Annotated in this window: 24 protein-coding genes; 3 read left to right on the forward strand and 21 right to left on the reverse strand. The window is 60.4% G+C overall.

Features of this window, described 5'->3' with window-relative positions:
- Positions 1–48: 48 nt before the first annotated feature.
- Entirely contained in the window at positions 49–1251 is a 1203-nt protein-coding gene (locus LRS40_RS08145) for an NAD(P)/FAD-dependent oxidoreductase (RefSeq protein ID WP_231313476.1), read from the forward strand.
- Positions 1252–1420: 169 nt separating this feature from the next.
- On the forward strand, positions 1421–2446 hold the full coding sequence (locus LRS40_RS08150; protein ID WP_231313477.1) for a TerC/Alx family metal homeostasis membrane protein: 1026 nt from the start codon (positions 1421–1423) through the stop codon (positions 2444–2446).
- 63 nt (positions 2447–2509) lie between these two features.
- Here the strand turns inward: LRS40_RS08150 and LRS40_RS08155 are convergent, their stop codons facing one another.
- The 3 genes from LRS40_RS08155 to LRS40_RS08165 all read right to left on the reverse strand — a co-directional run bounded on the left by LRS40_RS08155 (position 2510) and on the right by LRS40_RS08165 (position 4976).
- The gene (locus tag LRS40_RS08155; RefSeq protein WP_142487457.1) at positions 2510–3172 is read right to left on the reverse strand and encodes an HAD family hydrolase; all 663 of its coding nucleotides are present in this window, start codon (positions 3170–3172) and stop codon (positions 2510–2512) included.
- Between the two features lie 94 nt (positions 3173–3266).
- The gene (locus tag LRS40_RS08160; RefSeq protein WP_231313478.1) at positions 3267–4061 is read right to left on the reverse strand and encodes an SDR family NAD(P)-dependent oxidoreductase; all 795 of its coding nucleotides are present in this window, start codon (positions 4059–4061) and stop codon (positions 3267–3269) included.
- Between the two features lie 54 nt (positions 4062–4115).
- Positions 4116–4976: a LysR family transcriptional regulator gene (locus LRS40_RS08165; protein ID WP_231313479.1), complete on the reverse strand. Its 861-nt coding sequence runs from the start codon at positions 4974–4976 to the stop codon at positions 4116–4118.
- A 99-nt stretch (positions 4977–5075) separates the two neighbouring features.
- Here LRS40_RS08165 and LRS40_RS08170 point away from each other — a divergent pair, with 99 nt between their 5' ends.
- Entirely contained in the window at positions 5076–5582 is a 507-nt protein-coding gene (locus LRS40_RS08170) for a phenolic acid decarboxylase (protein ID WP_039032475.1), read from the forward strand.
- 5 nt (positions 5583–5587) lie between these two features.
- Here the strand turns inward: LRS40_RS08170 and acpT are convergent, their stop codons facing one another.
- The 18 genes from acpT to LRS40_RS08260 are packed head-to-tail and all read right to left on the reverse strand — an operon-like array spanning position 5588 to position 20791.
- The gene (gene acpT, locus LRS40_RS08175; protein ID WP_142487454.1) at positions 5588–6169 is read right to left on the reverse strand and encodes a 4'-phosphopantetheinyl transferase AcpT; all 582 of its coding nucleotides are present in this window, start codon (positions 6167–6169) and stop codon (positions 5588–5590) included.
- 2 nt (positions 6170–6171) lie between these two features.
- Entirely contained in the window at positions 6172–7401 is a 1230-nt protein-coding gene (locus tag LRS40_RS08180; RefSeq protein WP_231313480.1) for a beta-ketoacyl-ACP synthase, read from the reverse strand.
- Positions 7398–8129: a 3-ketoacyl-ACP reductase FabG2 gene (locus LRS40_RS08185; RefSeq protein WP_142487452.1), complete on the reverse strand. Its 732-nt coding sequence runs from the start codon at positions 8127–8129 to the stop codon at positions 7398–7400. Before LRS40_RS08185 ends, LRS40_RS08180 begins: the two co-directional genes overlap by 4 nt.
- Positions 8126–8599 carry a 3-hydroxy-fatty acyl-ACP dehydratase gene (locus LRS40_RS08190; protein WP_156264822.1) on the reverse strand — a complete coding sequence of 158 codons (474 nt, stop codon included), beginning with the start codon at positions 8597–8599 and terminating at the stop codon, positions 8126–8128. The genes LRS40_RS08185 and LRS40_RS08190 overlap by 4 nt, the downstream gene beginning before the upstream one ends.
- On the reverse strand, positions 8596–9762 hold the full coding sequence (locus LRS40_RS08195; RefSeq protein WP_231313481.1) for a beta-ketoacyl-[acyl-carrier-protein] synthase family protein: 1167 nt from the start codon (positions 9760–9762) through the stop codon (positions 8596–8598). The genes LRS40_RS08190 and LRS40_RS08195 overlap by 4 nt, the downstream gene beginning before the upstream one ends.
- Before the next feature lies 1 nt (position 9763).
- On the reverse strand, positions 9764–10348 hold the full coding sequence (locus LRS40_RS08200; RefSeq protein WP_231313482.1) for a DUF3261 domain-containing protein: 585 nt from the start codon (positions 10346–10348) through the stop codon (positions 9764–9766).
- Complete coding sequence (locus LRS40_RS08205; RefSeq protein WP_231313483.1) at positions 10345–12663, reverse strand: MMPL family transporter; 2319 nt, start codon at positions 12661–12663, stop codon at positions 10345–10347. Before LRS40_RS08205 ends, LRS40_RS08200 begins: the two co-directional genes overlap by 4 nt.
- A complete protein-coding gene (locus tag LRS40_RS08210; RefSeq protein WP_231313484.1) occupies positions 12632–13237 on the reverse strand; it encodes an outer membrane lipoprotein carrier protein LolA in 606 nt (201 codons plus the stop codon). Before LRS40_RS08210 ends, LRS40_RS08205 begins: the two co-directional genes overlap by 32 nt.
- Entirely contained in the window at positions 13234–13656 is a 423-nt protein-coding gene (locus tag LRS40_RS08215) for a thioesterase family protein (RefSeq protein ID WP_156264817.1), read from the reverse strand. Before LRS40_RS08215 ends, LRS40_RS08210 begins: the two co-directional genes overlap by 4 nt.
- 3 nt (positions 13657–13659) lie before the next feature.
- Positions 13660–15351 (reverse strand): glycosyltransferase, encoded by a 1692-nt coding sequence (locus LRS40_RS08220; protein WP_231313485.1) that lies wholly within the window; start codon positions 15349–15351, stop codon positions 13660–13662.
- On the reverse strand, positions 15342–15695 hold the full coding sequence (locus tag LRS40_RS08225; protein WP_156264815.1) for a hydroxymyristoyl-ACP dehydratase: 354 nt from the start codon (positions 15693–15695) through the stop codon (positions 15342–15344). The genes LRS40_RS08220 and LRS40_RS08225 overlap by 10 nt, the downstream gene beginning before the upstream one ends.
- Positions 15682–17043, reverse strand: coding sequence for an AMP-dependent synthetase (locus LRS40_RS08230; RefSeq protein ID WP_231313486.1), 1362 nt, complete (start codon positions 17041–17043; stop codon positions 15682–15684). The genes LRS40_RS08225 and LRS40_RS08230 overlap by 14 nt, the downstream gene beginning before the upstream one ends.
- On the reverse strand, positions 17036–17623 hold the full coding sequence (locus LRS40_RS08235; protein WP_231313487.1) for a hypothetical protein: 588 nt from the start codon (positions 17621–17623) through the stop codon (positions 17036–17038). Before LRS40_RS08235 ends, LRS40_RS08230 begins: the two co-directional genes overlap by 8 nt.
- A gap of 6 nt (positions 17624–17629) precedes the next feature.
- A complete protein-coding gene (locus tag LRS40_RS08240; protein ID WP_142487442.1) occupies positions 17630–17884 on the reverse strand; it encodes an acyl carrier protein in 255 nt (84 codons plus the stop codon).
- Between the two features lie 13 nt (positions 17885–17897).
- On the reverse strand, positions 17898–18155 hold the full coding sequence (locus LRS40_RS08245; RefSeq protein ID WP_106995276.1) for a phosphopantetheine-binding protein: 258 nt from the start codon (positions 18153–18155) through the stop codon (positions 17898–17900).
- A complete protein-coding gene (locus LRS40_RS08250; protein WP_231313488.1) occupies positions 18136–18951 on the reverse strand; it encodes a 1-acyl-sn-glycerol-3-phosphate acyltransferase in 816 nt (271 codons plus the stop codon). The genes LRS40_RS08245 and LRS40_RS08250 overlap by 20 nt, the downstream gene beginning before the upstream one ends.
- Positions 18948–19670 (reverse strand): beta-ketoacyl synthase chain length factor, encoded by a 723-nt coding sequence (locus LRS40_RS08255; protein ID WP_142487440.1) that lies wholly within the window; start codon positions 19668–19670, stop codon positions 18948–18950. The genes LRS40_RS08250 and LRS40_RS08255 overlap by 4 nt, the downstream gene beginning before the upstream one ends.
- Positions 19671–19717: 47 nt before the next feature.
- A complete protein-coding gene (locus LRS40_RS08260) occupies positions 19718–20791 on the reverse strand; it encodes a methyltransferase (RefSeq protein ID WP_231313489.1) in 1074 nt (357 codons plus the stop codon).
- Positions 20792–20793: the final 2 nt, after the last annotated feature.

A 20793-nucleotide genomic window follows, 5' to 3' on the forward strand; every position in this document is an offset into this window, starting at 1 on the left:
TTGAGGAAACTTTACAATCCGCGCCCTCAAAACCAGGAGAATCGAGACGTGGAAAAGTATGATGCCATCATTATTGGCGCCGGTGCGGCGGGTTTATTCTGTGCGGCAATGGCCGGACAGGCAGGGCGCCGGGTTCTGCTGCTCGATAACGGTAAAAAACCTGGTCGTAAAATCCTCATGTCTGGCGGGGGCCGCTGCAACTTTACTAACCTTTATATCGAACCCGCGGCCTATCTGAGCCAGAACCGCCATTTTTGTAAATCTGCTCTTGCCCGCTATACCCAATGGGACTTTATTGACCTGGTGGGTAAACACGGCATTGCCTGGCATGAAAAAACCCTGGGCCAGCTATTTTGCGACGATTCGGCGCAACAGATTGTCGATATGCTGGTGGCCGAATGCGAAAAAGGCCAGGTTACCCTGCGTCTGCGCAGTGAAGTGCTGGAAGTCGCCCGTGACGAGGCGGGATATACCCTGCAACTCAATGGCGAAACGGTGAGCGCGGAAAAGCTGGTGATCGCCAGCGGCGGGCTCTCGATGCCGGGGCTGGGCGCGTCGCCGTTTGGCTATAAAATTGCCGAACAATTTGGCCTGAAGGTGCTTCCGACCCGAGCCGGTCTGGTGCCGTTCACCCTGCATAAACCCTTGCTGGAGCAGCTGCAAACCCTCTCAGGCGTCTCGGTGCCTTCGGTCATCACGGCCGAAGACGGCACCGTATTCCGTGAGAACCTGCTGTTCACCCATCGCGGCCTCTCCGGCCCGGCGGTCCTGCAAATCTCCAGCTACTGGCAGCCGGGGGAGTTCGTCACCGTCAATTTAGTGCCGGACTGCGAACTGGCGAGCTTCCTGGATGAACAGCGCGCGGCGCACCCTAACCAGAGCCTGAAAAATACGTTAGCCATGCAGCTGCCGAAGCGGCTGGTGGAGTGCCTGCAGCTGCTGGGGCAAATTCCCGATGTGTCGCTGAAACAGCTCAACAGCCGTGACCAGCAGACGCTGGTGGAGACCTTAACCGCCTGGCGCGTCCAGCCCAACGGCACCGAAGGCTATCGCACTGCGGAAGTGACGCTCGGCGGGGTGGACACCAACGAACTCTCCTCGCGCACCATGGAGGCCCGCAACGTGCCGGGGCTCTATTTTATCGGTGAGGTGGTGGACGTGACCGGCTGGCTGGGCGGCTATAACTTCCAGTGGGCGTGGGCCAGCGCCTGGGCCTGCGCAGAGGCGCTGGCGGTAGAGAATAAAAACTGACCGGGTATGCAGAACCGCGTTGATGTGAGTTAAAATAGACTATCCGGCGCAGGTACATCCTGCGCCGGTTTACTTCTTAAGGGGAGAAGGCTGTTAACGGCCCCCCCTTTTTCTTTACTGGCTTCGCCAGTCTGCATGGTTTGTATTTTGTCTTCAAAAAGGGTTGTGTATGTCATCTGCTCATCTCGGTTTCCCGACGGAAACCGTTGTTGTATTCGTGGTTATGGCTGTCGGGGCGATGTTTATCGACCTCTTCATGCATCGCCATGACAAACCGATTTCACTGAAAAGTGCTTCGCTCTGGTCGATCTTCTGGGTGATGACCGCGATGGCGTTCGCCGGGTTCCTGTACGTTCACCACGGTGCTGAGGTGGCGAGCCTGTTCCTCACCGGTTACGCGCTGGAAGAGGTGCTCTCCGTCGACAACCTGTTCGTGATGATGGCGATCTTCGCCTGGTTTGGCGTGCCGGATCAGTACCGTCACCGGGTGCTTTACTGGGGGGTGATTGGCGCTATCGTCTTCCGTGGGATCTTCGTCGCCATCGGCACCAGCCTGCTGAGCCTCGGGCCGTACGTGGAAGTGGTCTTTGCCCTGATTGTGGCCTGGACAGCGGTGATGACGCTCAAGCGCGGTGAAGAGCAGGACGAGATCGAAGATTACTCTCAGCACCTGGCCTACCGCGCGGTCAAACGCTTCTATCCGATCTGGCCAAAAATCACCGGCAACGCCTTCCTGCTGAGCCAGAAAGAGGTGGATGCCGAGCTGGAAAAACCAGAGAACCAGGATGTGATGGTCGGCCGTGTGAAGAAGGCGAAGCGCTATGCCACGCCGCTGCTGCTCTGCGTGGCGGTGGTGGAGCTGTCAGACGTGATGTTCGCCTTTGACTCGGTGCCGGCGATCATCGCCGTTAGCCGCGAGCCGCTGATTATCTACAGCGCCATGATGTTCGCGATCCTCGGCCTGCGTACCCTCTATTTCGTGCTGGAGGCGCTGAAGCAGTATCTGGTCCATCTGGAGAAAGCGGTGATCGCGCTGCTGTTCTTTGTGGCCTTCAAGCTCGGTCTGAACGCCACGGATCACTTCTGGCATCACGGCTACGGCATCGGCGCCACGGCGAGTCTGTTAGTGGTGCTGGGCGTGCTGGCGGTGGGGATAGTGGCGAGCCTGCTGTTCCCGGGGAAACGGGAAGCCTGAGTGGTATTGCCCGGCCTGCGGATGTTGTAGGCCGGGTAAGGCGAAGCCGCCACCCGGCATGTTTTACGGTTTAATAGGTGAATTCCGGCGCGCGCGCGGCGGGTGGAAATGCCGCCAGTGCGGATCCTGCGCCGCAGCCAGCAGCTCGTGATCGCCGCGGGTATCGCCCCAGGCGCGCACGTGGTAATTGGTCAGGCTGCCATACACGTGCTCCAGCCGGGCCACCTTCTGCGCACAGCGACAGTTATGGCCGGTGATCCGCCCGGTCAGCTTGCCGTCTTTCACTTCCAGCTGGGTGCCGATAAGCTTAATGCCAAGCTTGTCGGCCCAGGGCTGCAATACCAGGGCCGGCGAGGCGGAGCAGATCGTCACTTCCGCACCGGAATTGACTTCCGCGGCCACCGCCAGTACGCCCTGCGGGCGCATCAGTTTGTTCCAGTATTTCTCGCAGAACAGCTCTGCCTGCTGACGCAGCCAGTGCTCATCCACGCCGGTCAGAAAGGTTCTGATCAGCACCTCTTTCAGCTCATCACGGGTCAGCTTGCGGCGCACACAGTGCAGGGTAGGCAAGGCCATCCGGACCAGGCGACCGGCAAAATAGCGTTTGCCGAACGCAAAGCGTAAGAAAGGGATAAAGCTGTCGTGATGCGTCAGCGTGCCGTCGAAGTCGAACACCGAAAGTACGCTGGATTTTGCCACTGCCTCATCGGCAATCATATTGGTCATAGCTACGTCTTAGCTGAAATACACATTCTGCCCATCAGTTTACCTGCTTTAGCGTCAGATGCCACCCGCCAGCGGACGGGCGGCAACGGCATGGCTAGATAATATCGTCCACCACGCCGCCATCGACGCGCAGCGCCGCGCCGGAAGTAGCGGACGCCTGCTGTGAACAGACGTAGACCACCATGTTGGCGACCTCTTCTACCGTGGCGGCCCGCTGAATGACCGAGCTCGGACGGTGCGCCATGACAAACTCTTTCGCCAGCGTCTCCAGCGATTTGCCGGTTTTCTCTATCTCGTCTTTCATCATCTCCGCAAAGCCGTCCGACATCGTCGGGCCCGGCAAAACGCTGTTCACGGTGACGCCGCTGCCCGCGACAAATTTCGCCAGCCCGCGCGCCAGCGACAGCTGGGCGGTTTTGGTCACCCCGTAGTGGATCATGTCTGCCGGAATATTGCAGGCCGACTCCGAGGAGATAAACACCACCCGGCCCCAGCCTTTTTGCACCATGCCGGGCAGCAGGGCGCGCGACAGGCGTACGCCGGACATCACGTTAGTTTGCCAGTAGCGATCCCAGGTCTCATCGTCGGTGGCGTAAAAATCCTGCGGCCCGTAAATCCCGGCGTTGTTCACGAGGATATCGACGCCGGTGGCGACCTTCAGCAGAGCATCCACCCCGTCAGGGGTGCTGAGGTCGGCAATCGCCGCCCGCACCTGCACGCCGGGTATGACCTGCTGCAGCTGTTGGATCCCCCGGTTGACCGAGTCGACGCTGCGCCCGTTAACAATCACCTCGGCACCGCTCTCCGCCAGCCCTCTGGCAATGGCGAAGCCAATGCCGCCTGTGGAGGCGGTTACTAACGCCACTTTTCCCGTAAGATCGATTTTCACGGTCTGCTCCTTGTCATAGTTGAAGTTCAGACCGTTAAGCGTAGCAGTTCACCTTTACGACGGCTGGCGGAAGAGGTGCAGTAAGGTTTCAACCTGTTCGTCGAGCGGGGCGAGCGTGCGTTTTACAATCAGATGCAGCGGTGTAGCACGGCGCGTGCCGTGGTTCAGGGGCAGTGTTTTCAGCACACCGCTTTCCAGCTGTTGCTGAATTCGCTCTTCCGGCAGCCAGCCATACCCCACCTGATACATCACCGCATCGATAGCGGCATCGATGGTGGAGAAGGTCCAGGCTTCGCCGCCGGGAGGCGCGGCGTAGTTCTGCCCGGCGATCTGGATGAGTGGCCAGGGGCGTAGCATTTCATCAGTGAGCGGCGTGTCGCGTTCAAACAGTGGATGCTCCCGATGCGCCACGGCGACAAAATCGATATTCATCAGCCACTCGCCGCGCCCGGTCACATCCTGGCGGCGGGTTAGCACCATCACGTCGGCTTCGCTCTGGGTCGGCGCCTCGCCGGCGTTCTCAAGTATTTCGGTCAAATGCACCTCGGTTTGCGGATAGCGCTGTTGAAACTGGCGCAGAATGGCAAACAGATGACGGCGAGGGAAAATACTGTCCACCACCACATCCAGTCGGGTACGCATCCCGTTGCGTAGCGTCGTGGCGCGAGTCTCCAGCAGGGTAAAGGCGTTTAGCAGCGGTTTGACCTGATTTAACAGCAGTTCCCCTTCCGGGGTCAGCACCGCCTTACGCCCTGCCTGAACCAGGAGCGCCACGCCCAGCCGCTCCTGCAACAACGCCAGGTTATAACTGACGGATGATTGGCTGCGGTGCGTCTCCTCTGCGGCGCGGGCAAAGCTGCCTAACTCAACGACGCGTTCAAGCAGTGCCCACTGCTCAAGGGTAGTTTTGTGCATGACTCATCTAATTTTTGAATGAATTTGATTAAATCATAGCGTTATTAATCCAATTTTTGCAGGCGTAAGATGGGCTCATTGAAACAGAGGAGACAGAATATGAGCCATTTTGATAAACATGATTTGAGCGGTTTCGTCGGCAAACATCTGGTCTACACCTACGACAACGGCTGGAACTACGAGATTTATGTCAAAAACGAGCAGACCCTCGACTACCGTATTCACAGCGGGATAGTGGCAAACCGTTGGGTAAAAGATCAGCAAGCTTATATCGTTCGCGTGGGCGAGAGTATTTATAAAATTTCATGGACTGAACCGACCGGTACCGATGTGAGCCTGATTGTGAACCTCGGCGACAGGCTGTTCCACGGCACTATCTTCTTCCCGCGTTGGGTGATGAATAACCCGGAAAAAACCGTCTGCTTCCAGAACGATCATATTCCGCTGATGGTCTCTTATCGCGAGGCGGGCCCGGCCTACCCAACCGAAGTTATTGATGAGTTCGCCACCATTACCTTTGTGCGCGACTGCGGTGCCAATAACGATGCTGTCATTGACTGTGCTGCCAGCGAGCTGCCGGCAGACTTTCCGAATAATTTGAAATAAGCGGGTTACAGAACCTGAAGCGCACCGTTATGGAGGGTGAAGGGCGTTGGCGTACAGACGGCGAGGCTGAGTTCGCCGTGCTGGACGTGGCTGACGCTCAGCGCGGAGGTAAAGGTGCTATCGACGCTGACAATTTGCCAGGCGCTCCCGCCGCGCTGTTTGACGATAGCCTCTTTGCGCGTCCAGATTCGCCAGAAGGCCGACAGCTTTGCCTCGGGCGCCTCCCGCTCCAGCTCGTCGTGTTCCGCGACGCTAAAGACGGCATTCGCCAGCGCCTGCCAGTTATCCCGGGGGCGGATCACTTCGATGTCGCAGCCCACTTCGCCCTCATCGCTTAACAGCAGGGCGATATCATCCCCGCTGTGGCTGAGGTTAAACCAGTACGGATGAGCATCAACGAAGGCGGGTTTACCCTGTTCACCAAAGACGATCTCCGGCACCGGGGAGGGCGATAACGCCCGGGCGAGCAGGGTCCGCCCGGCCAGCCAGGGAGTGCGACGCGCGCCCTCAGGCGCCTGTTCGGCCAGCGCTGACGCCAGAGGGTCAGCGCTGAGGGTAGAAATTTTTCCCAGCAGGAACTGGTACATAGTCACGCCCAGCGTTTAATGATTATGGAAGTATTAATGCCGCCGAACGCGAAGTTATTGCTTTGCAGATATTCGCAATCAATGTGACGGGCTTTCCCCATAATATAATCTAACGCGCCGCATTGCTCATCTGGTTGTCTTAAATTGATGGTCGGTGCGAACCAGCCCTCGCGCATCATCTCCAGACTCATCCAGGCTTCCAGCGCACCGCAGGCACCCAACGTGTGGCCGAAATAACTCTTCAATGACGAGACAGGTACGCTGTCGCCAAACACGGCGGCGGTGGCCAGGCTTTCGGCAATATCCCCCCGGTCGGTGGCGGTGCCGTGCGCCGAAATGTAGCCAATATCCTGCGGACTCAGTCCGGCGATGCGCAGCGACTTTTCCATGCAGATCTGCATGGTTTCCCGCTGCGGCTGGGTGATGTGCGCCGCGTCGCAGTTGGTGGCGAAGCCGACAATTTCCCCATAAATGGTCGCGCCACGCGCTTTCGCATGCTCCAGCTCTTCCAGAATCAACGTTCCCGCCCCTTCGCCAATTACCAGCCCATCGCGCTGGATATCGAAGGGTGACGGGGTGGCTTCCGGATCGTCATTACGCTGGCTGGTGGCGAAAAGGGTATCGAATACCGCCGCTTCCGACGGGCAGAGCTCTTCGGCCCCTCCTGCCACCATTACCGTCTGATAGCCGTGGCGGATGGCTTCCCACGCATAGCCTATCGCCTGGCTGCCGGAGGTACAGGCGCTGGAGGTCGGGATCACCCGCCCGCGGAGGCCGAAGAACAGGCCGGTATTGACTGCCGTGGTGTGCGGCATCATCTGCACGTAGGTGGTGCCGGTGATGTTGTTGGTGTGCTTCTCGGTGAGCATGGTGGCGAACTCGCTGACCGGGCCCGTGCTGCCGGTCGACGAGCCGTAAGCAATGCCGGTTTCGCCCTGAGTCAGGATCGGATCGTCAATCAGCCCGGCCTGCGCCAGCGCGAGTTCGGTGGCGCGGGTCGACAGTAAAGACACGCGGCCCATGGCGCGGATGCGCTTGCGGGTGTAGTGCTCCGGCAGGGTAAAATCATCGATCGGTGCCGCCAGCAGGGTATGCAGACCCTCATACACCGTCCACTCCGGCATCTTGCGTACCGCGTTTTTATACTCCAGCAAGCGAGCAGAAACCGACTGCCACTCTTCACCGAAGGCGGTCACGCCGCCCATGCCGGTAATCACCACCCGACGCGTCATAACATGCCCCCGTTAATGGAGATCACCTGGCGGGTCACATAGCCCGCAATATCCGACATCAGATAGCTGGCCAGTCCGGCCACCTCGTCTGCCTGACCCATCCGTTTCATGGGGATCATGGCCATTGCCTCTTTCAGCGCGGCCTCTTCCATCTCGATCATCCCGGTATCTATCAGCCCGGGTGCGATGCAGTTGACGGTAATTTTGCGCTTCGCCAGCTCCATCGCCAGGGCTTTGGTGGCACCGATAATACCCGCTTTGGCCGCGCTGTAATTTACCTGGCCGCGGTTGCCCATCACCCCTGAAACCGACGACAGAGTAATAATACGTCCGCCTTTGCGGGTGCCAATCATGGGCATGATGCAGGGGTGAATGACGTTGTAAAAGCTGTCGAGATTGGTGTGGATCACGCTGTCCCAGTCCTCGTCGCTGAGCGCCGGGAAGGCACCATCCCGGGCGATCCCGGCGTTGCTGACCACGCCATACCAAGGACCGTTAACGTCCATATCCTGCTCCAGCACCTCGCGGCACTGCGCGCGATTGCCCACGTCAAACGAGAGCAGACGCCCGTTTCCCCCCGCCTGCTCGATAGCATTCAGGGTGTCCTGTGCGCCAGCGACGTCGCGGTGGTAATGCACGCCGAGGGTGAACCCGTCTGCGGCAAGTTTGAGGGCGATAGCCCGGCCAATGCCTTTGCTGGCACCGGTAACCAGAACGGAACGACTCATTGACTTACTCCCTGTTTAAACAGTGATGCTAATTCCTGCTGGCCTGGCTGGAAGGTATTGACGCGCCCGGTTGCCAGCGTCTCTTCATCGGTGAGGATGGCGCACTCGAAGCTGCTAAAGCGTTCATCCTGCATCAGCAGCGTGACCGTGATGGTTAACAGGCTGCTGGCCGGGAAGCACCCTGCGGCGCAAACCAGTTCCCGCGCCCCCAGTACCATGCCGAGCGAAATGCTCTCCTGACCCTTCTGCTGACGGTGCCAGCCTGACCAGATGCCAACGGTCTGGGCCATCAACTCAAGGGCGTACCAGCCCGGCAGATCGCCCGCGGTATTCAGAAAGGGCGCCAGCACGCCTTGCGGACTGACGGTGACGCGGCAGACGGCAGACTCAGCGGTCACGCTGTGGACAGATTCCAGCAGCAGCATGGGGGCATCGTGGGGCAGATACTCGGTCGGGGATAAATAACTCATGACACTCTCCCCAGCAGGATGCTGGCGTTATTGCCGCCAAAGGCGAACGAATTTGACAAGATCACCGCTTTTTTCAGCGCGGTGGGCTGATGCAGCACGCCGCAGGGGGCGAGCGTCGGATCCGGTGTATAGCGGGTGAAATCCTGGGCGGGTAAGGGGAGGTCACGGGTCAGGATCAGCCAACTCAGCGCCGCTTCGGTGATCCCCGCCGCCCCCAGCGTATGGCCGGTCAGGTGCTTGGTGGAACTGCAGGGCACCACCTCGCCAAACAGATCGTGCACCACCTGCGTTTCAATCTGGTCATTCAGCGGCGTTGCCGTACCGTGCAGATTGATGTAGCCCACCTCATCCGGTTTTATTCCGGCCTCCTTCAGCGCCTGGTTAATGGCGCTGATGGCCCCTTCACCCTGCGGATGGGGGGCGGAAATATGGTACGCATCGCTCGACTCGCCGGTACCCAGCAGCACCACCGGCTGCGGCTCGCGGGTGAGAACCATCAGGGCTGCCGCTTCGCCAATGGTGATCCCCCGCCGGTCACGGCCAAAGGGCTCGCACAGCGTGGTGGAGAGTGACTCAAGGCTGTTAAAGCCATTCACCGGCATCCGGCTTAGCGTATCTGCCCCGCCGACGATAGCGATATCTGCCAGCCCGGCATCAATCAGCCGACGTCCGCTGATGATTGCCCGCGCGCTGGAGGAGCAGGCGGTCGACAGGGTGTAAGCCGGGCCCTCCAGACCGAGCCAGTTCGCCAGAAAGCGCGAGGGATCGCCCAGCTCCTGCTGAGCGTAGCGCCAGTTGACGCTGGCTTCGCCGCTCATCGACAGACGCACATGTTCGTCGCCCTCGTCGAGCCCGGAGGTGCTGGTGCCCATGACCACCGCCACCCGGTCACGGCCGTAGCGGGCAATGGCCTCATCCACGACAGGCTGGATCTGCGCCAGCGCCGCCAGCAGGAGCTGATTATTGCGCGAGCGGTGCAGGGCAAAGCTTTCCGGGATCGCAGGCAGCTCGCCGTCGACGCCGCCCAGCACCGCATCCTGACCCTGTAGCCAGCCGCTGCGCAGGTGCATGCCGGGGGCCACGCCGCGCGTCAGGTTAGCGGCAATCTCGTCAGGCGAATTGCCCAGGGCATTGATCAGGCCAACGGCAGAAATGTAGATCATCTCAGTCATCCAGATATTGAATGGTGATGTGGTAGTGGAACACCTGTTGTTCGATGCTGATCGGCACGCGCTTGCCTTTGCGCTGCAGGTAGACAATCTCCGTCACCAGCTTGCCGTCGGCATTGCGCAGCTCGCGACGGTCGCCGCGATCCTGCAACGTCCAGCCCTTCGGCAACTGCGGCAGCCAGGCGTCGATCGGCCAGTGGCTGAGCATCACGTCCGCCAGCACCTGGCTGGCCGGAGGCAGCTCTGGCGCAACAATCGACTGTTCAGTATGGATGCCCGTTTCATTATAGGTGGCGAGGAACAGGCGAATACCCACCGATGACAGCCCGGCGAGGGTCACCTTCTGCGCATCGGCATTCAGCATCACCAGCAGCGACTGGGTCTTGCCATTAAAGCTGCCGGTCAGCAACTGCTGGGAGCTCAGCGCCGGAGTAATACCCGGCGGCGGTAGCGTCACCCGGGTACCTGGCTGGAGCCATGCCTGCGGTCGGGCATCGTCACGCTTCGGGGCCGTGTGGCTGCAACCGGTCAGCAACAGCGCGCCGATCAGGGCGGCGGCGCGGTAAAAAGGAGCGATCATTGTTTTCTCTCTTTTTGGGCTGGCATCGCCAGGGGAGCCAGCAGAAAGGCGGTGAAAATACCGCTGACCAGTACAATGCCGAAACTGCCGATCGCCTGCGTGGCGCTGAATACCAGCATGCCGAGGGTTAACAGGGTGGTCATCATCGCCAGGGTAATGGCCAGCATCGAGGTCAACGGCGTGCCGCGCGGGTTGTTGAAGAATAGCGTGTAGTTGATCCCGATGCCGAGTACCAGCACCAGCGCCAGCAGGGAAAACAGGTTAACCGGATGACCCGAGATTGCCAGCGCGGCGAGGCCGCAGCCCAGCGACACCAGCGAGGGCACGAGGGTGATCAGCCCCTTACGCCAGCCGAGGCGCAGCATGGCACCGCAGGCGATCGTCGCCAGGGCGACAACCAGCAGGCCGGTCAGCACTGCGCGGTAGAGGGCAAACAGGCTGTCGAAACTCGCCTTGCGATCCACCCACACCACGCCCGGATGTTGCTCCGCCAGCTCGCGCAGCGCCGGGCTGTTTTTCACCCCATCCACCGGTACCAGCACGCCGCTTTCGCCGCCGGGCAACGTGAGCCACAGCAGACGCCAGCCTTCACTGGCCGGGCTGGCAAGCCACGTATCGACCTGCACCGGGGTGGCATTCAAATCCGGTGATACTGTCGTCATCCCGGCGTTTTGCAGGACCCTCGTTACTGCCGGAGCCGCCTGGCGCAGCAGCGCCAGATCGCGCTCTTGCTGCGCCAGCGAGTTCAGCGGCAGGGTGCGCCAGGATTTCAGGTCACCCGCCTGCTGCGCCCGGGCCAGCGTCGGGGTAAAGGCCTCCAGCCGCTCCAGCGTCTGCTGGGCCGATGCGCCATGCACCACGAACCATTTCTGATCGACACGCTGCCCGGTCAGGGCGGTAATGGTTTTCTCCTGAGCCAGAATATCCTGCGGCAGGGCCTGTAGCTGGGCGATATCGTCATCCACCCGCAGCGTGGCGATACCCGCGAGAGCGGCCAGGGCCAGCGCAACCGGCAGGCCAACCGACACGCGTCTGTCGCGCCATGCCGACAGCCAGCGCAGCATGAGCGCCCTCGCCGGAACCGGACGCACCGGTAAGCCGCGGCACAGCCACGGATGCCAGAAAATGACCGTCAGGCAGGCGGCGCTTAAGCCCGCAGCGGCAAACACCGCCATCTGGCGGATGCCCGGGAAGGGCGCCAGCATCATGATGAAATAGGCCGCCACGGTGGTGAGCAGCGCCAGCAGCAGGGCGTTGCGCACTTTCGCCAGGCTTTGCCACGGCGAGTCCTGGCCGCCGTGAACCATCCGCTCGGTCAGGTAATAAAGCGTGTAGTCCGCCGAGATGCCGATGATGCTCATGCTCATCACCAGGGTCATCAAATGCAGTTCACCAAACAGCAGCAGCGTCGTGACCGTGCCGGCCAGCGCGCCCATGGCGATGGAGAGCAGGCACAGGAGCAGCGGGCGCAGGGAGCGGAACACCGCCACAATCAGCAGGATCACCCCCAGCACGGTGGCGACGCCGAGGGTCGAGATATCCCGCTTTGCCTGCTGGCTGGCGTAGTCGCTGTAAAACACCGTGCCGCGCGACAGCAGCTGCGCCTGCGGATACTGCGTTTTCAGCTGGCTTTCGAGGTCGTGGAGCCGGGTCACCAGCCGGTGGGTTTGCTGCATATCGAACGACGAACCGGCCAGCTCGCCGTGCAGCAGATACCAGTAATTTCCGGCATCGTCTTTTGTCACCAGCCAGCCGTCCATCAGCCGTAGCTTTTGGCTGTTTTGTGCCAGCGCCAGCTGGGAGCCGCGCATCAGCATCAGCGGGTCGTTTTGCAGCTCTTTACCGCTGACTCCGGAGAAGGCCGAATACAGCTGGGATAAAATCCACTGGGCCTGCGCCTCGCCGCCGTTTTGCAGGCGCGCGCGGGTGGCAGGGTCGATCAGGCCGTTGCGGTGCTGCCAGAAAAACGCCCCCCAGGCTTTCTGCCCGGCGGCGTCCATCGGCCCTTTTACCTCGTGCAGCGATCCCGCCCCCTGCAACAGGCTCAGCCAATGCTGCGCCACCTGCGGGTCGGGTTGTTTTCCGGGGCTGACCAGCCACACCAGCTGACGATCGAGGCGTTCAATAAAGCCGTCGTTCAGGGCCGGGGGGATCGCCCCGAGGCTCTGTTTGGGCAGCATCGCCAGCACGCTGCTGTTCAGCCGCGCCCCCGGCAGCAGCGTCAGCAGCATGCCCAGCAGCACCAGGCATACCGCGGCCCACACCAGGGCCGGGCGTCGGGCGTTACGGTGCGGCAAAGCGTTGGCGTTCGGCATCGGTCAGGCTGGCGGGCGTGAGCTGGTGGCGGGAGAGGGCGATAGCGGTACGATCGCCCTGCTTATCGTTCAGCACGATGGATTCCACATAGGTTGCACCACTCAGATCCAGCGAGGCGAAAATCTTGTCCAGCGGCGTGGTGGTGGGAGTCAGCACCAGCGACCAGCGATCTTCACCAAGATCTTTAAAGTTGATGCGGAAATTCTCCTCCAGCACCTTGCGATCCGCCTGGAACAGGGCGCGCAGCAGGTGATTGAACTGGAACATCTGCGGGTTGTTTTCAGCGGTGATGGTCTGCGGCTGCTGGCCGTTGATGACCTGCACCATCCGTTTGTCGTCCAACAGCAGCGTCATCGGGAAAGGGGCTTTTTGATCCCACAGCAGCCCGCTGTCGCGGGCGATCAGCATCTCACCCTGAGATCGCAGCGGCTGGGGCAGATCCTTGATGGTGCGGGACTGCTCAAAGTGGGCGCGTACTACCGGCTGTTCGGTAAAGCGCTGCTGTAATTCATCTAGCGTGACGGCGTTGACCCACGGACTGATCAGCAGGGCAAGCAGCAATAATCTCTTCATGGCGTAACTCCCATACGCTCAAACAGGATCGCCGGGCTGACAAAACACAACTCGCGGCTCTTCTCTTCCACCGCCACCTGAATGGTGTAGCCGGTGGTGGTCCGTTTGCCGCTGGTGGCGTCAAAAATCTGATAGGCGATACGCAGGCGGTTCTCAAACTCTTCGATATGGGCCCGGACGCGGATCCGTTGCTCAAAGGTGAGGACATCACGGTATTTAACCCGGGTGTCGACCACCGGCCAGAGATAGCCGGATGCCTTCATCTGGCGATAGCCATAATCGAACTGGTTGAGCAGGGCCTCGCGGGCAACCTCAAAATAGCGGAAATAGTTGCCATGCCAGACCACGCCCATCATATCGACGTCGTGAAACGGCACGGTCAGCTCTACTTCGGTCGTAAAGCGGGGATCGGTCAGCACCCTTTACTCCTTCTCTTTGGCATCCGGCAGACGCCAGAAATCGAAAAAATTAAACCAGTCGAGCGGGGCCTGCAGCGCAAAGTGCTCCAGCCGTTGGGCATAACGGTCGACGGTCTGCTGTAACGCCTGCTGGCGCCCGCTGCGCGGTAACAGCAGCGGATCGGCAAAGTCTTCGCAGTGGATATGCAGCTTCTGCTGCTGGCGCAGGGCGAAAATCAGCATCACCGGGCAGCGCATCAGCGAGGCGAAAATAAATGGCCCCTCAGGAAACGGCGCAGGCTGGCCCATAAAGTCGCTCCATACCACGCGCCAGCTGCCGCCGCGCTGCGGATCGACGGCGATCCGATCCCCGACGATCGCCACCCATTCCCCGCGATCGATCTTCTCTTTCAGGAGGATGGCGGTCTCCGGACCAATATCGGTCACCGGGATCAGGTTCAGCCCGGCCTGCGGCGCCATCTCCTGCATAATCTGTTTGAAGCGTTGGGCGTTATCGCTGAAGACCAGCGCATTGATGGTCTTGCCGCCGTCGAGCTGCGCCAGGGCGCGGCACGCCTCGACATCGCCGAGATGGGAGGCCAGCAGCAGCTTGCCCTCAGGCACGCTAAGGTCGAGCTTTTCCCGTGCGCCAGGGGCGAAGACCACGTCCCTGCCCAGTCTGAGTTCGCCCTGCCAGCTGGCGACCTTATCCAGCATCGCATTGCCAAAACGCAGGAAGTGGAAAAAGCTGTTCAGGCGCGCGGGCTTGGGCTGCTGGCGCTGCGCCAGCGTCTCGCTCACGCGGGCGATCCACTGTTGCGATGCCTGGCGGGCCGGGCGGGCCGTCAGCCAGTAGACGGCAATCACCGGCCACAGCAGGAGGGTAAACGCCCTGCGCCCGAGCAGCTGCCAGACCCGTAACATCAGGCGCATGCCGTACAGGCCTTTCACCTCCTGCTGCTGCGCCCAGTGCTGGCTGCGGCGGCGAAAGAGCAGGGAAGGGATGCGCGGCAGCATGCCGAAGAACAGCCGGGTGTGCATCCAGGAGATGCGCAGGTTGTCGTTCAGGGCATCGAAATGGGAGATGCCATCCTGCGGATAGGTCACCCGGGTGGGCAGAAAATAGCTGGTATTGCCCTGCCAGTAGAGGCGCACCATGATTTCGGTATCAAAATCCATTCGCTTGCCGAGCGGCACGCTGTTGATGACCTGTAACGTCGGGGCCACCGGGTAGACCCGGAAGCCGCACATGCTGTCTTTGAGCTGCAATGACAGGGTTTCGATCCAGACCCAGACATGGGTGATCCAGCGGCCATACAGTCGCGAGCGGGGGATCGAGTCATCAAAGACCGGCTGGCCGGAGATCAGCGCCTGCGGGTGGCGCTCTGCCAGCGCCAGCAGCCGGGGGATGTCCTCAATGGCATGCTGGCCGTCGGCATCCACCTGCACCGCATGGGTAAAACCTGCCCCGGCGCAGACTTTCAGTCCACGGATCACCGCCGCCCCTTTGCCGGCGTTGTGTATCAGCCGCACCAGCGTCACCTGCGCATTGTCGACAGCCAGGCGATCCAGTTCCTGACGGGTGCTGGCGTCGCTACCATCGTCGACCACAATTACCGGCAGCTGAAACGGCGCCAGACGGCTCAGAACATTCGCCATCATCGCCCCATGGTTGTAGCAGGGGATCAGAATGCAGGGGCGAAAGGTTAACGGCATAAGCGAATCTTCCCGCTGCTGGCCAGGAGGCGCTGTTCACCGTCGTGGCGTTGATAGCTGAAGGTGAGGGTCTGGCGCTCCGCGTTCCAGTCGAGGGTCAACGTTACGGTGGCATCGGGGAGCAGCGGTGCCTGAAATTTAACGTTCTGGATACTGTGAAAACGATACTCCGGTGCCAGCAGCGTGGTGGCGTAGTGCATTACCCAGTCAAGCTGGGCGACGCCGGGCAGCAGCGGCTGCACGGCAAAATGGCCCTGGAACCAGAACAGCGCCGGATCGAGGTGCAGGACGATCTCAAGATGCTGCGGATGTGCCTGATGGCGCTCGATTTCATGGATTTTCATGAAATAACTCCTGTAACTGCGCATAGACACGCTTGTTCATACTGTTTACCGGCATTTCATCAATGATGCGCCAGTAGCGAGGGATCGCGACCGGTTCGAGCCACGGCCGCAGGGCGCGTCGCCAGGCCATGATCTGCGCTTTACTGCCGCGCTGGTGCAGCTGTTGACGCGCTGCGTCACCCAACACCAGCAGTACGCCAACGCCCTGGCGTCCACCGCGCGTAACCGGCAGCGCCGCCGCTTCGCAGATGCCGTCCAGCGCCAGCAGACGCTGTTCAACCTCGGTCAGCGAGATGCGTTTCTCTTCGATTTTCACTACCCGTCCCTGGCGGCCAATAAGGCTGAACTGACCATCATCCCCGACGTGCAGAATATCGTCGAGCAGAACGCCGTCCGCCTCATCGATCAGCGGCGAGGTGACGCGCAGGGCGCCATTATCGCGGCTAAAGGTCACCCCGGGGAAGGGTTGCCAGAGGCATTTGTCCGCCTGACGGTAACGCCAGGCGAGGACGCCGGTTTCGCTACTGCCGTAAATTTCATCCGGCCAGAGTTCCAGCCAACGGTGGGTATTGCAGGCCGACTCCCACATCAGTACGCCTCCGGCCGAGACCAGGACGGCAACGGGCGGCGGGGCGAGCTGCGTATCGAGCCGCTTCAGAAACGCCGGGCTGCTGATAAACAGGTAGCGCCGGGTATGATCCACTGCCGCCAGCTGTTCGGCATAGGAGATCATCTCCGCATGCAGCGGCAGCGCCAGCGCCATCGGCAATACAATGCGAAACGTCAGGCCGTACAGATGCTGGGGCACAACCGAGGAGACCACGCAGCAACCGTTCAGCCGCTCGCCAAAGCGGGCTGCCAGCAGCCTGGCTTCCCGATCGAGCTGGGCGACACGCTTGACGATCCGTTCAGGGGCTCCGGTCGAGCCGGAGGTGAACAGTTCGATAACGCGGGCGTCATCAATGGCCGGCAGCGGCATGAACGGCGGCGCACTTCGGCGGGCAGAGCTGACCACCAGCAGGCGGCCCCGGAAGCTCAGCGTCCTGTCGCTCAGCACGCCGCTGAACAGTCCCTGCTGCTCCTCCAGCAGCGATTCCCGGCTGTGTCCGGGCAGCACCGGGGTTTTGCCCGCATGCAGCGTTGCCAGCAGGGCAACGATAAACAGATAGCTGTTGTCAAAACAGAGCGCCCAGCGATCGCCTTCCTGCTGCTGCAAACAGGCCGTCAGGGCGCTGACGTCGTCGCGCAGCTGCCCGAGCGTCCAGCAGCGATCGCCAGACCAGGCGACAGGGGTGTCGTCCGGGCGTGGGGCGTTCAGCCACTGGCTCAGCGGGAGGGGGTTATGCATCGCGCTGCTCTTTTTTGATCATCCGTTGACGCACCATCCACTCGCCTGCCATTAACGTGCCCATCAGGATATAGGCGATCATGCCGTTCCACAGCGTCCAGAGCCGCATGTCCCCCCGCAACACGGTGAACAGCGCCACTCCCCCGTTGAAGATGAAAAAGCCGCACCAAACCCGGGTGACAACGCGGGTATAGCGCACACCGGAAGGGGATAAATTCGGTTCCCGCAGTCGCGCCAGCCGTTCGACCAGCGGCATCGCCGTCCACAGCGACCCGCCGAAAACGGCCAGCATCGCCAGGTTAACGATCACCGGATAGAACAGCAGCCACTGATGCGCTTTCAGGAGGTAGCTGGCGGCGCACAGGACGATACCCGCCAGGGCAACGCTCTGGGTCACATAGCGCATCGGCCCGGAATTAAGCCGTGCCTGGCGAAAACGGAACAGCAGCAGGATTGCCATCAGCGGCAGCAGCCAGTGCAGGCTGTTGTGCGACAACCCGAAGCCAATCAGAAAGGGCCATGCGACCAGCATTAACCCCGTCAGCAGTGGGATTGCCGGGAAGGATCGTCCGCCACGCATGGTGTCTTATGCTTCACGCAGGAGCTTTTCTACCGCATCCACTACGTCCTGCACGGTACGTACCGACTTGAAGGTTTCCGGTTTGATTCGGGCGCCGGTTCGTTTCTGCAGGTGAACAACCATGTCGACGGCGTCGATGCTGTCCAGCTCCAGATCCTCATACAGGCGCGCCTCCGGGGTGATGGCTTCCGGCGCAATTTCAAACAGGGTGATCAGGAGAGTGGTGACTTCCTGATAAACGGATTTGTGTTCTGTAGTCATGGTAAATTCGGTCTCAGGCGCGTTGGGCGGTGATGAAAGAGGCCAGGGTGGCGACGGAGTAAAAATGTTGACGCATCTCTTCGCTTTCGGCAGACAACACCACGCCGTACTGGTTTTTTACCGCCAGCCCCAGCTCAAGGGCATCGATCGAGTCAAGGCCCAACCCATCGCCAAACAGCGCGGCATCCGTATCGATATCCTCTGCGGTCAATTCGTCCAGATTGAGGGTAGTAATGATAAGATTTTTAATTTCAAGGTAGAGCGCTTGCATCATTCATTCCTGACAAAGATTGAAGACCGGATGTTAAGCGATGCTGCAGGTGCCGGTTGAGCTGTCTTGCCGCCAGGGCTGGCTCCTGTACTGCTGCATCGTAAAAATCACTAATATTGACCCGCTCACGGACATCGATCGTGAAAAAGGGTTTGTCTGGCGGTATGTCATACCACCGGCTGTGTTTATCAAGCAGGTGCTCGCTGCAGTGGATGAGCACCACCCGCAGGTCGCTGGCGCAACGCACGGCAATATTGGCCGCACCGCGTTGCAGCGTGATGGCTTTCCCCGCCTGCGTGCGCGTCCCTTCCGGGAAGATCAGCAGGGTGTTGCCCTGGCTCAGCCGTTGCTGACAGGCGCTTAACAGGGCGTCGGCTTCGCTGTTGATCAGGTAATCGGCCGCCCGGATCGCCCCGCTGAGAAAAGGGTTACGCAGCAGGGCGCTTTTCACCAGGCAGTCGGTTTCCGGCATCACCGACGCGATCAGCACGTAGTCGATAAGCGTCGGGTGGTTCGCCACTACCAGACAGCCGCGTTCGTGGCGAAGCACGTCGAGGTTATTGAAGCGGTAATCGAGCACGCCAAGGGTGCGGGCGACGGTTAAAAAAGCACGGAAGCTGGCGGCAATACTGCGTCGGGCGAGGCGACGACGACGCGCGCGATCGCGCTGGACCAGGTTCAGCAGGTTGAACCACACCAGCGACAGCAGCAGTCCGCCCGCGCCAAACAGCACGAAGCACAAGCCGGTCATCACCAGCCGCCAGCCGCGGCTGAGGGCCGCCCTTACGCGTATCATGCGCGGGTCCACTGCCACAGCAGGCGCTCGCCGGGCACCACAAACTGCCGATCGCCTCGCAGGTAGTGGCGCAGGAACAGCAGGCTCTGCGGCAGCGAGAGCGCTTCGGGGCAACGGACGGATTGCGTTTCGCAGCGCAGAGTGTCACCGGCTTCGATGACCAGCGCCAGGGCATAGGGCCAGGTCGGCATCTGCGGCGGGAGTGCAGAGCGGTAAAAATCGGGCAGGGCGCCATCGAAATCGACCATTAACACCCGCGTATATCCGGCATGCAGCAGGCTCAGCACTTCGCACAACCCCTGCTGGAAGGTGTCCATTCCGGCGGAGAGGGATGACGAGACAATCGGCTGACGCGCCGCGATAGTCAGATTGCCCACCGCAGAGTTGTGGACCGACATGGCGAAATCGGTCGGGGAAACATCCTGTCCGGTCGCCAGCGCATGCAGGAGGCGATAGTTACGCTCCAGCTCACCGTGACGGCTGGTGTAAACCACGGCATCAATGGCATGCTTTCGCACCATCGCCATACCGCAATCGACCGCCAGTTTACTGCCGGAACTGAGGCGGCGGGCGGTCATCATCGGCAGTTCGGACAGTTTGGCCTGCGGCGCAGCAGGATCGATGGCATGCAAACCCTGTGACCATGCCTGCCAGTGGCTGGCATCACTAAGGCCTGGCGCTCTGGCTTGCCAGTCGAGAATGTTAAGTGCAAATTTCATCTGCGCGCGTCCGCGATAAACCCGTTATCCAGTAACGCAGCCGAAGGTCAGGTCGCGTTATTGTTTATTTTCTGGCAAATCAATAAGGTGTGGCCCACACCGAGATTGTCATGCCGTTGTTCTACCCGGAATCCTGCTCTCTCCAGATAGTGATAAAATTTCTCTACGCTGTAAAAACGGCTGTTGCCGTTCGCCATACAGGTGAAATAGAGCGAGGTTGCGTTCAGGCTGAAGGAGGCCGCTTCGAATCGTTGCGCATCCCAGAAAAGCTCCAGAATGCACAGGCGGGCACCTGGCTTCATCACCTTCGCCACGTTGCTCAGCAGGGTCACAATCTGATCGGGAGAGAAGCAGTCCAGAAACTGGCTCATCCACCAGATATCAGCGTCATCCGGCAGAGCAGCGTCGCTAAGCATATCGACAGGATAGAGCTCAATACGATGAGATAATCCTGCTTTTGCGATATTTTCCTGGGCCAGGGCAATTTGCTGCGGCAGATCGAGCAGCGTCACGGCGATATTTTCATCGTAACGACAGCAGCGTAGCGCCCATTTACCCGTATTTCCGCCGACATCGTACAATTTTGTCGGCGAGCTTGCGAATATATAGGGTAACGCGGCATCAAATGCGCCGTCGGAATAGAAGTGATCGAAAGCAAACCAGCTCCGCTGCGCCTGTTCGGGTAGGGCGGAGAGTGCCGGATAAATGGTCGGCCATTCACCAAAGACAGCGAGCCCGGCCGGTTTTTCCGCTTTCAATGCATCGGCAAGATGAAACAGGCCCTGATAGCAAACATCCTGGGTGAAATCCATATTGACGCGGGTCATGCTGTCATGCAGCAGATAGTGACCAATTTTGGCCAGATAATATCGCCCCTCGCTGTGGGTCACTATCCGCCCGCTTAATCCCATATCCAGCAATACGCCAGCGCCATATTCGCTGAGCGTGCTGTTCGCCACGATCTCCTCGAGAGAAGCGCCGCGCGTGCCCTGTTTATCCAGCCAGGCGAGGATGCCGGTGTTACGCAGACAGAGCGCGGTCTGAAACAGCATCGGGGCAAAGGCGATACGTTGCGCTTCGGTGATGGCCTCCAGCGCGCTGAGGGTGTCCTTTTCGTACATGC

The sequence above is a fragment of the Leclercia sp. G3L genome, assembly GCF_021117075.1.
GTDB lineage: Bacteria > Pseudomonadota > Gammaproteobacteria > Enterobacterales > Enterobacteriaceae > Enterobacter > Enterobacter adecarboxylatus_C.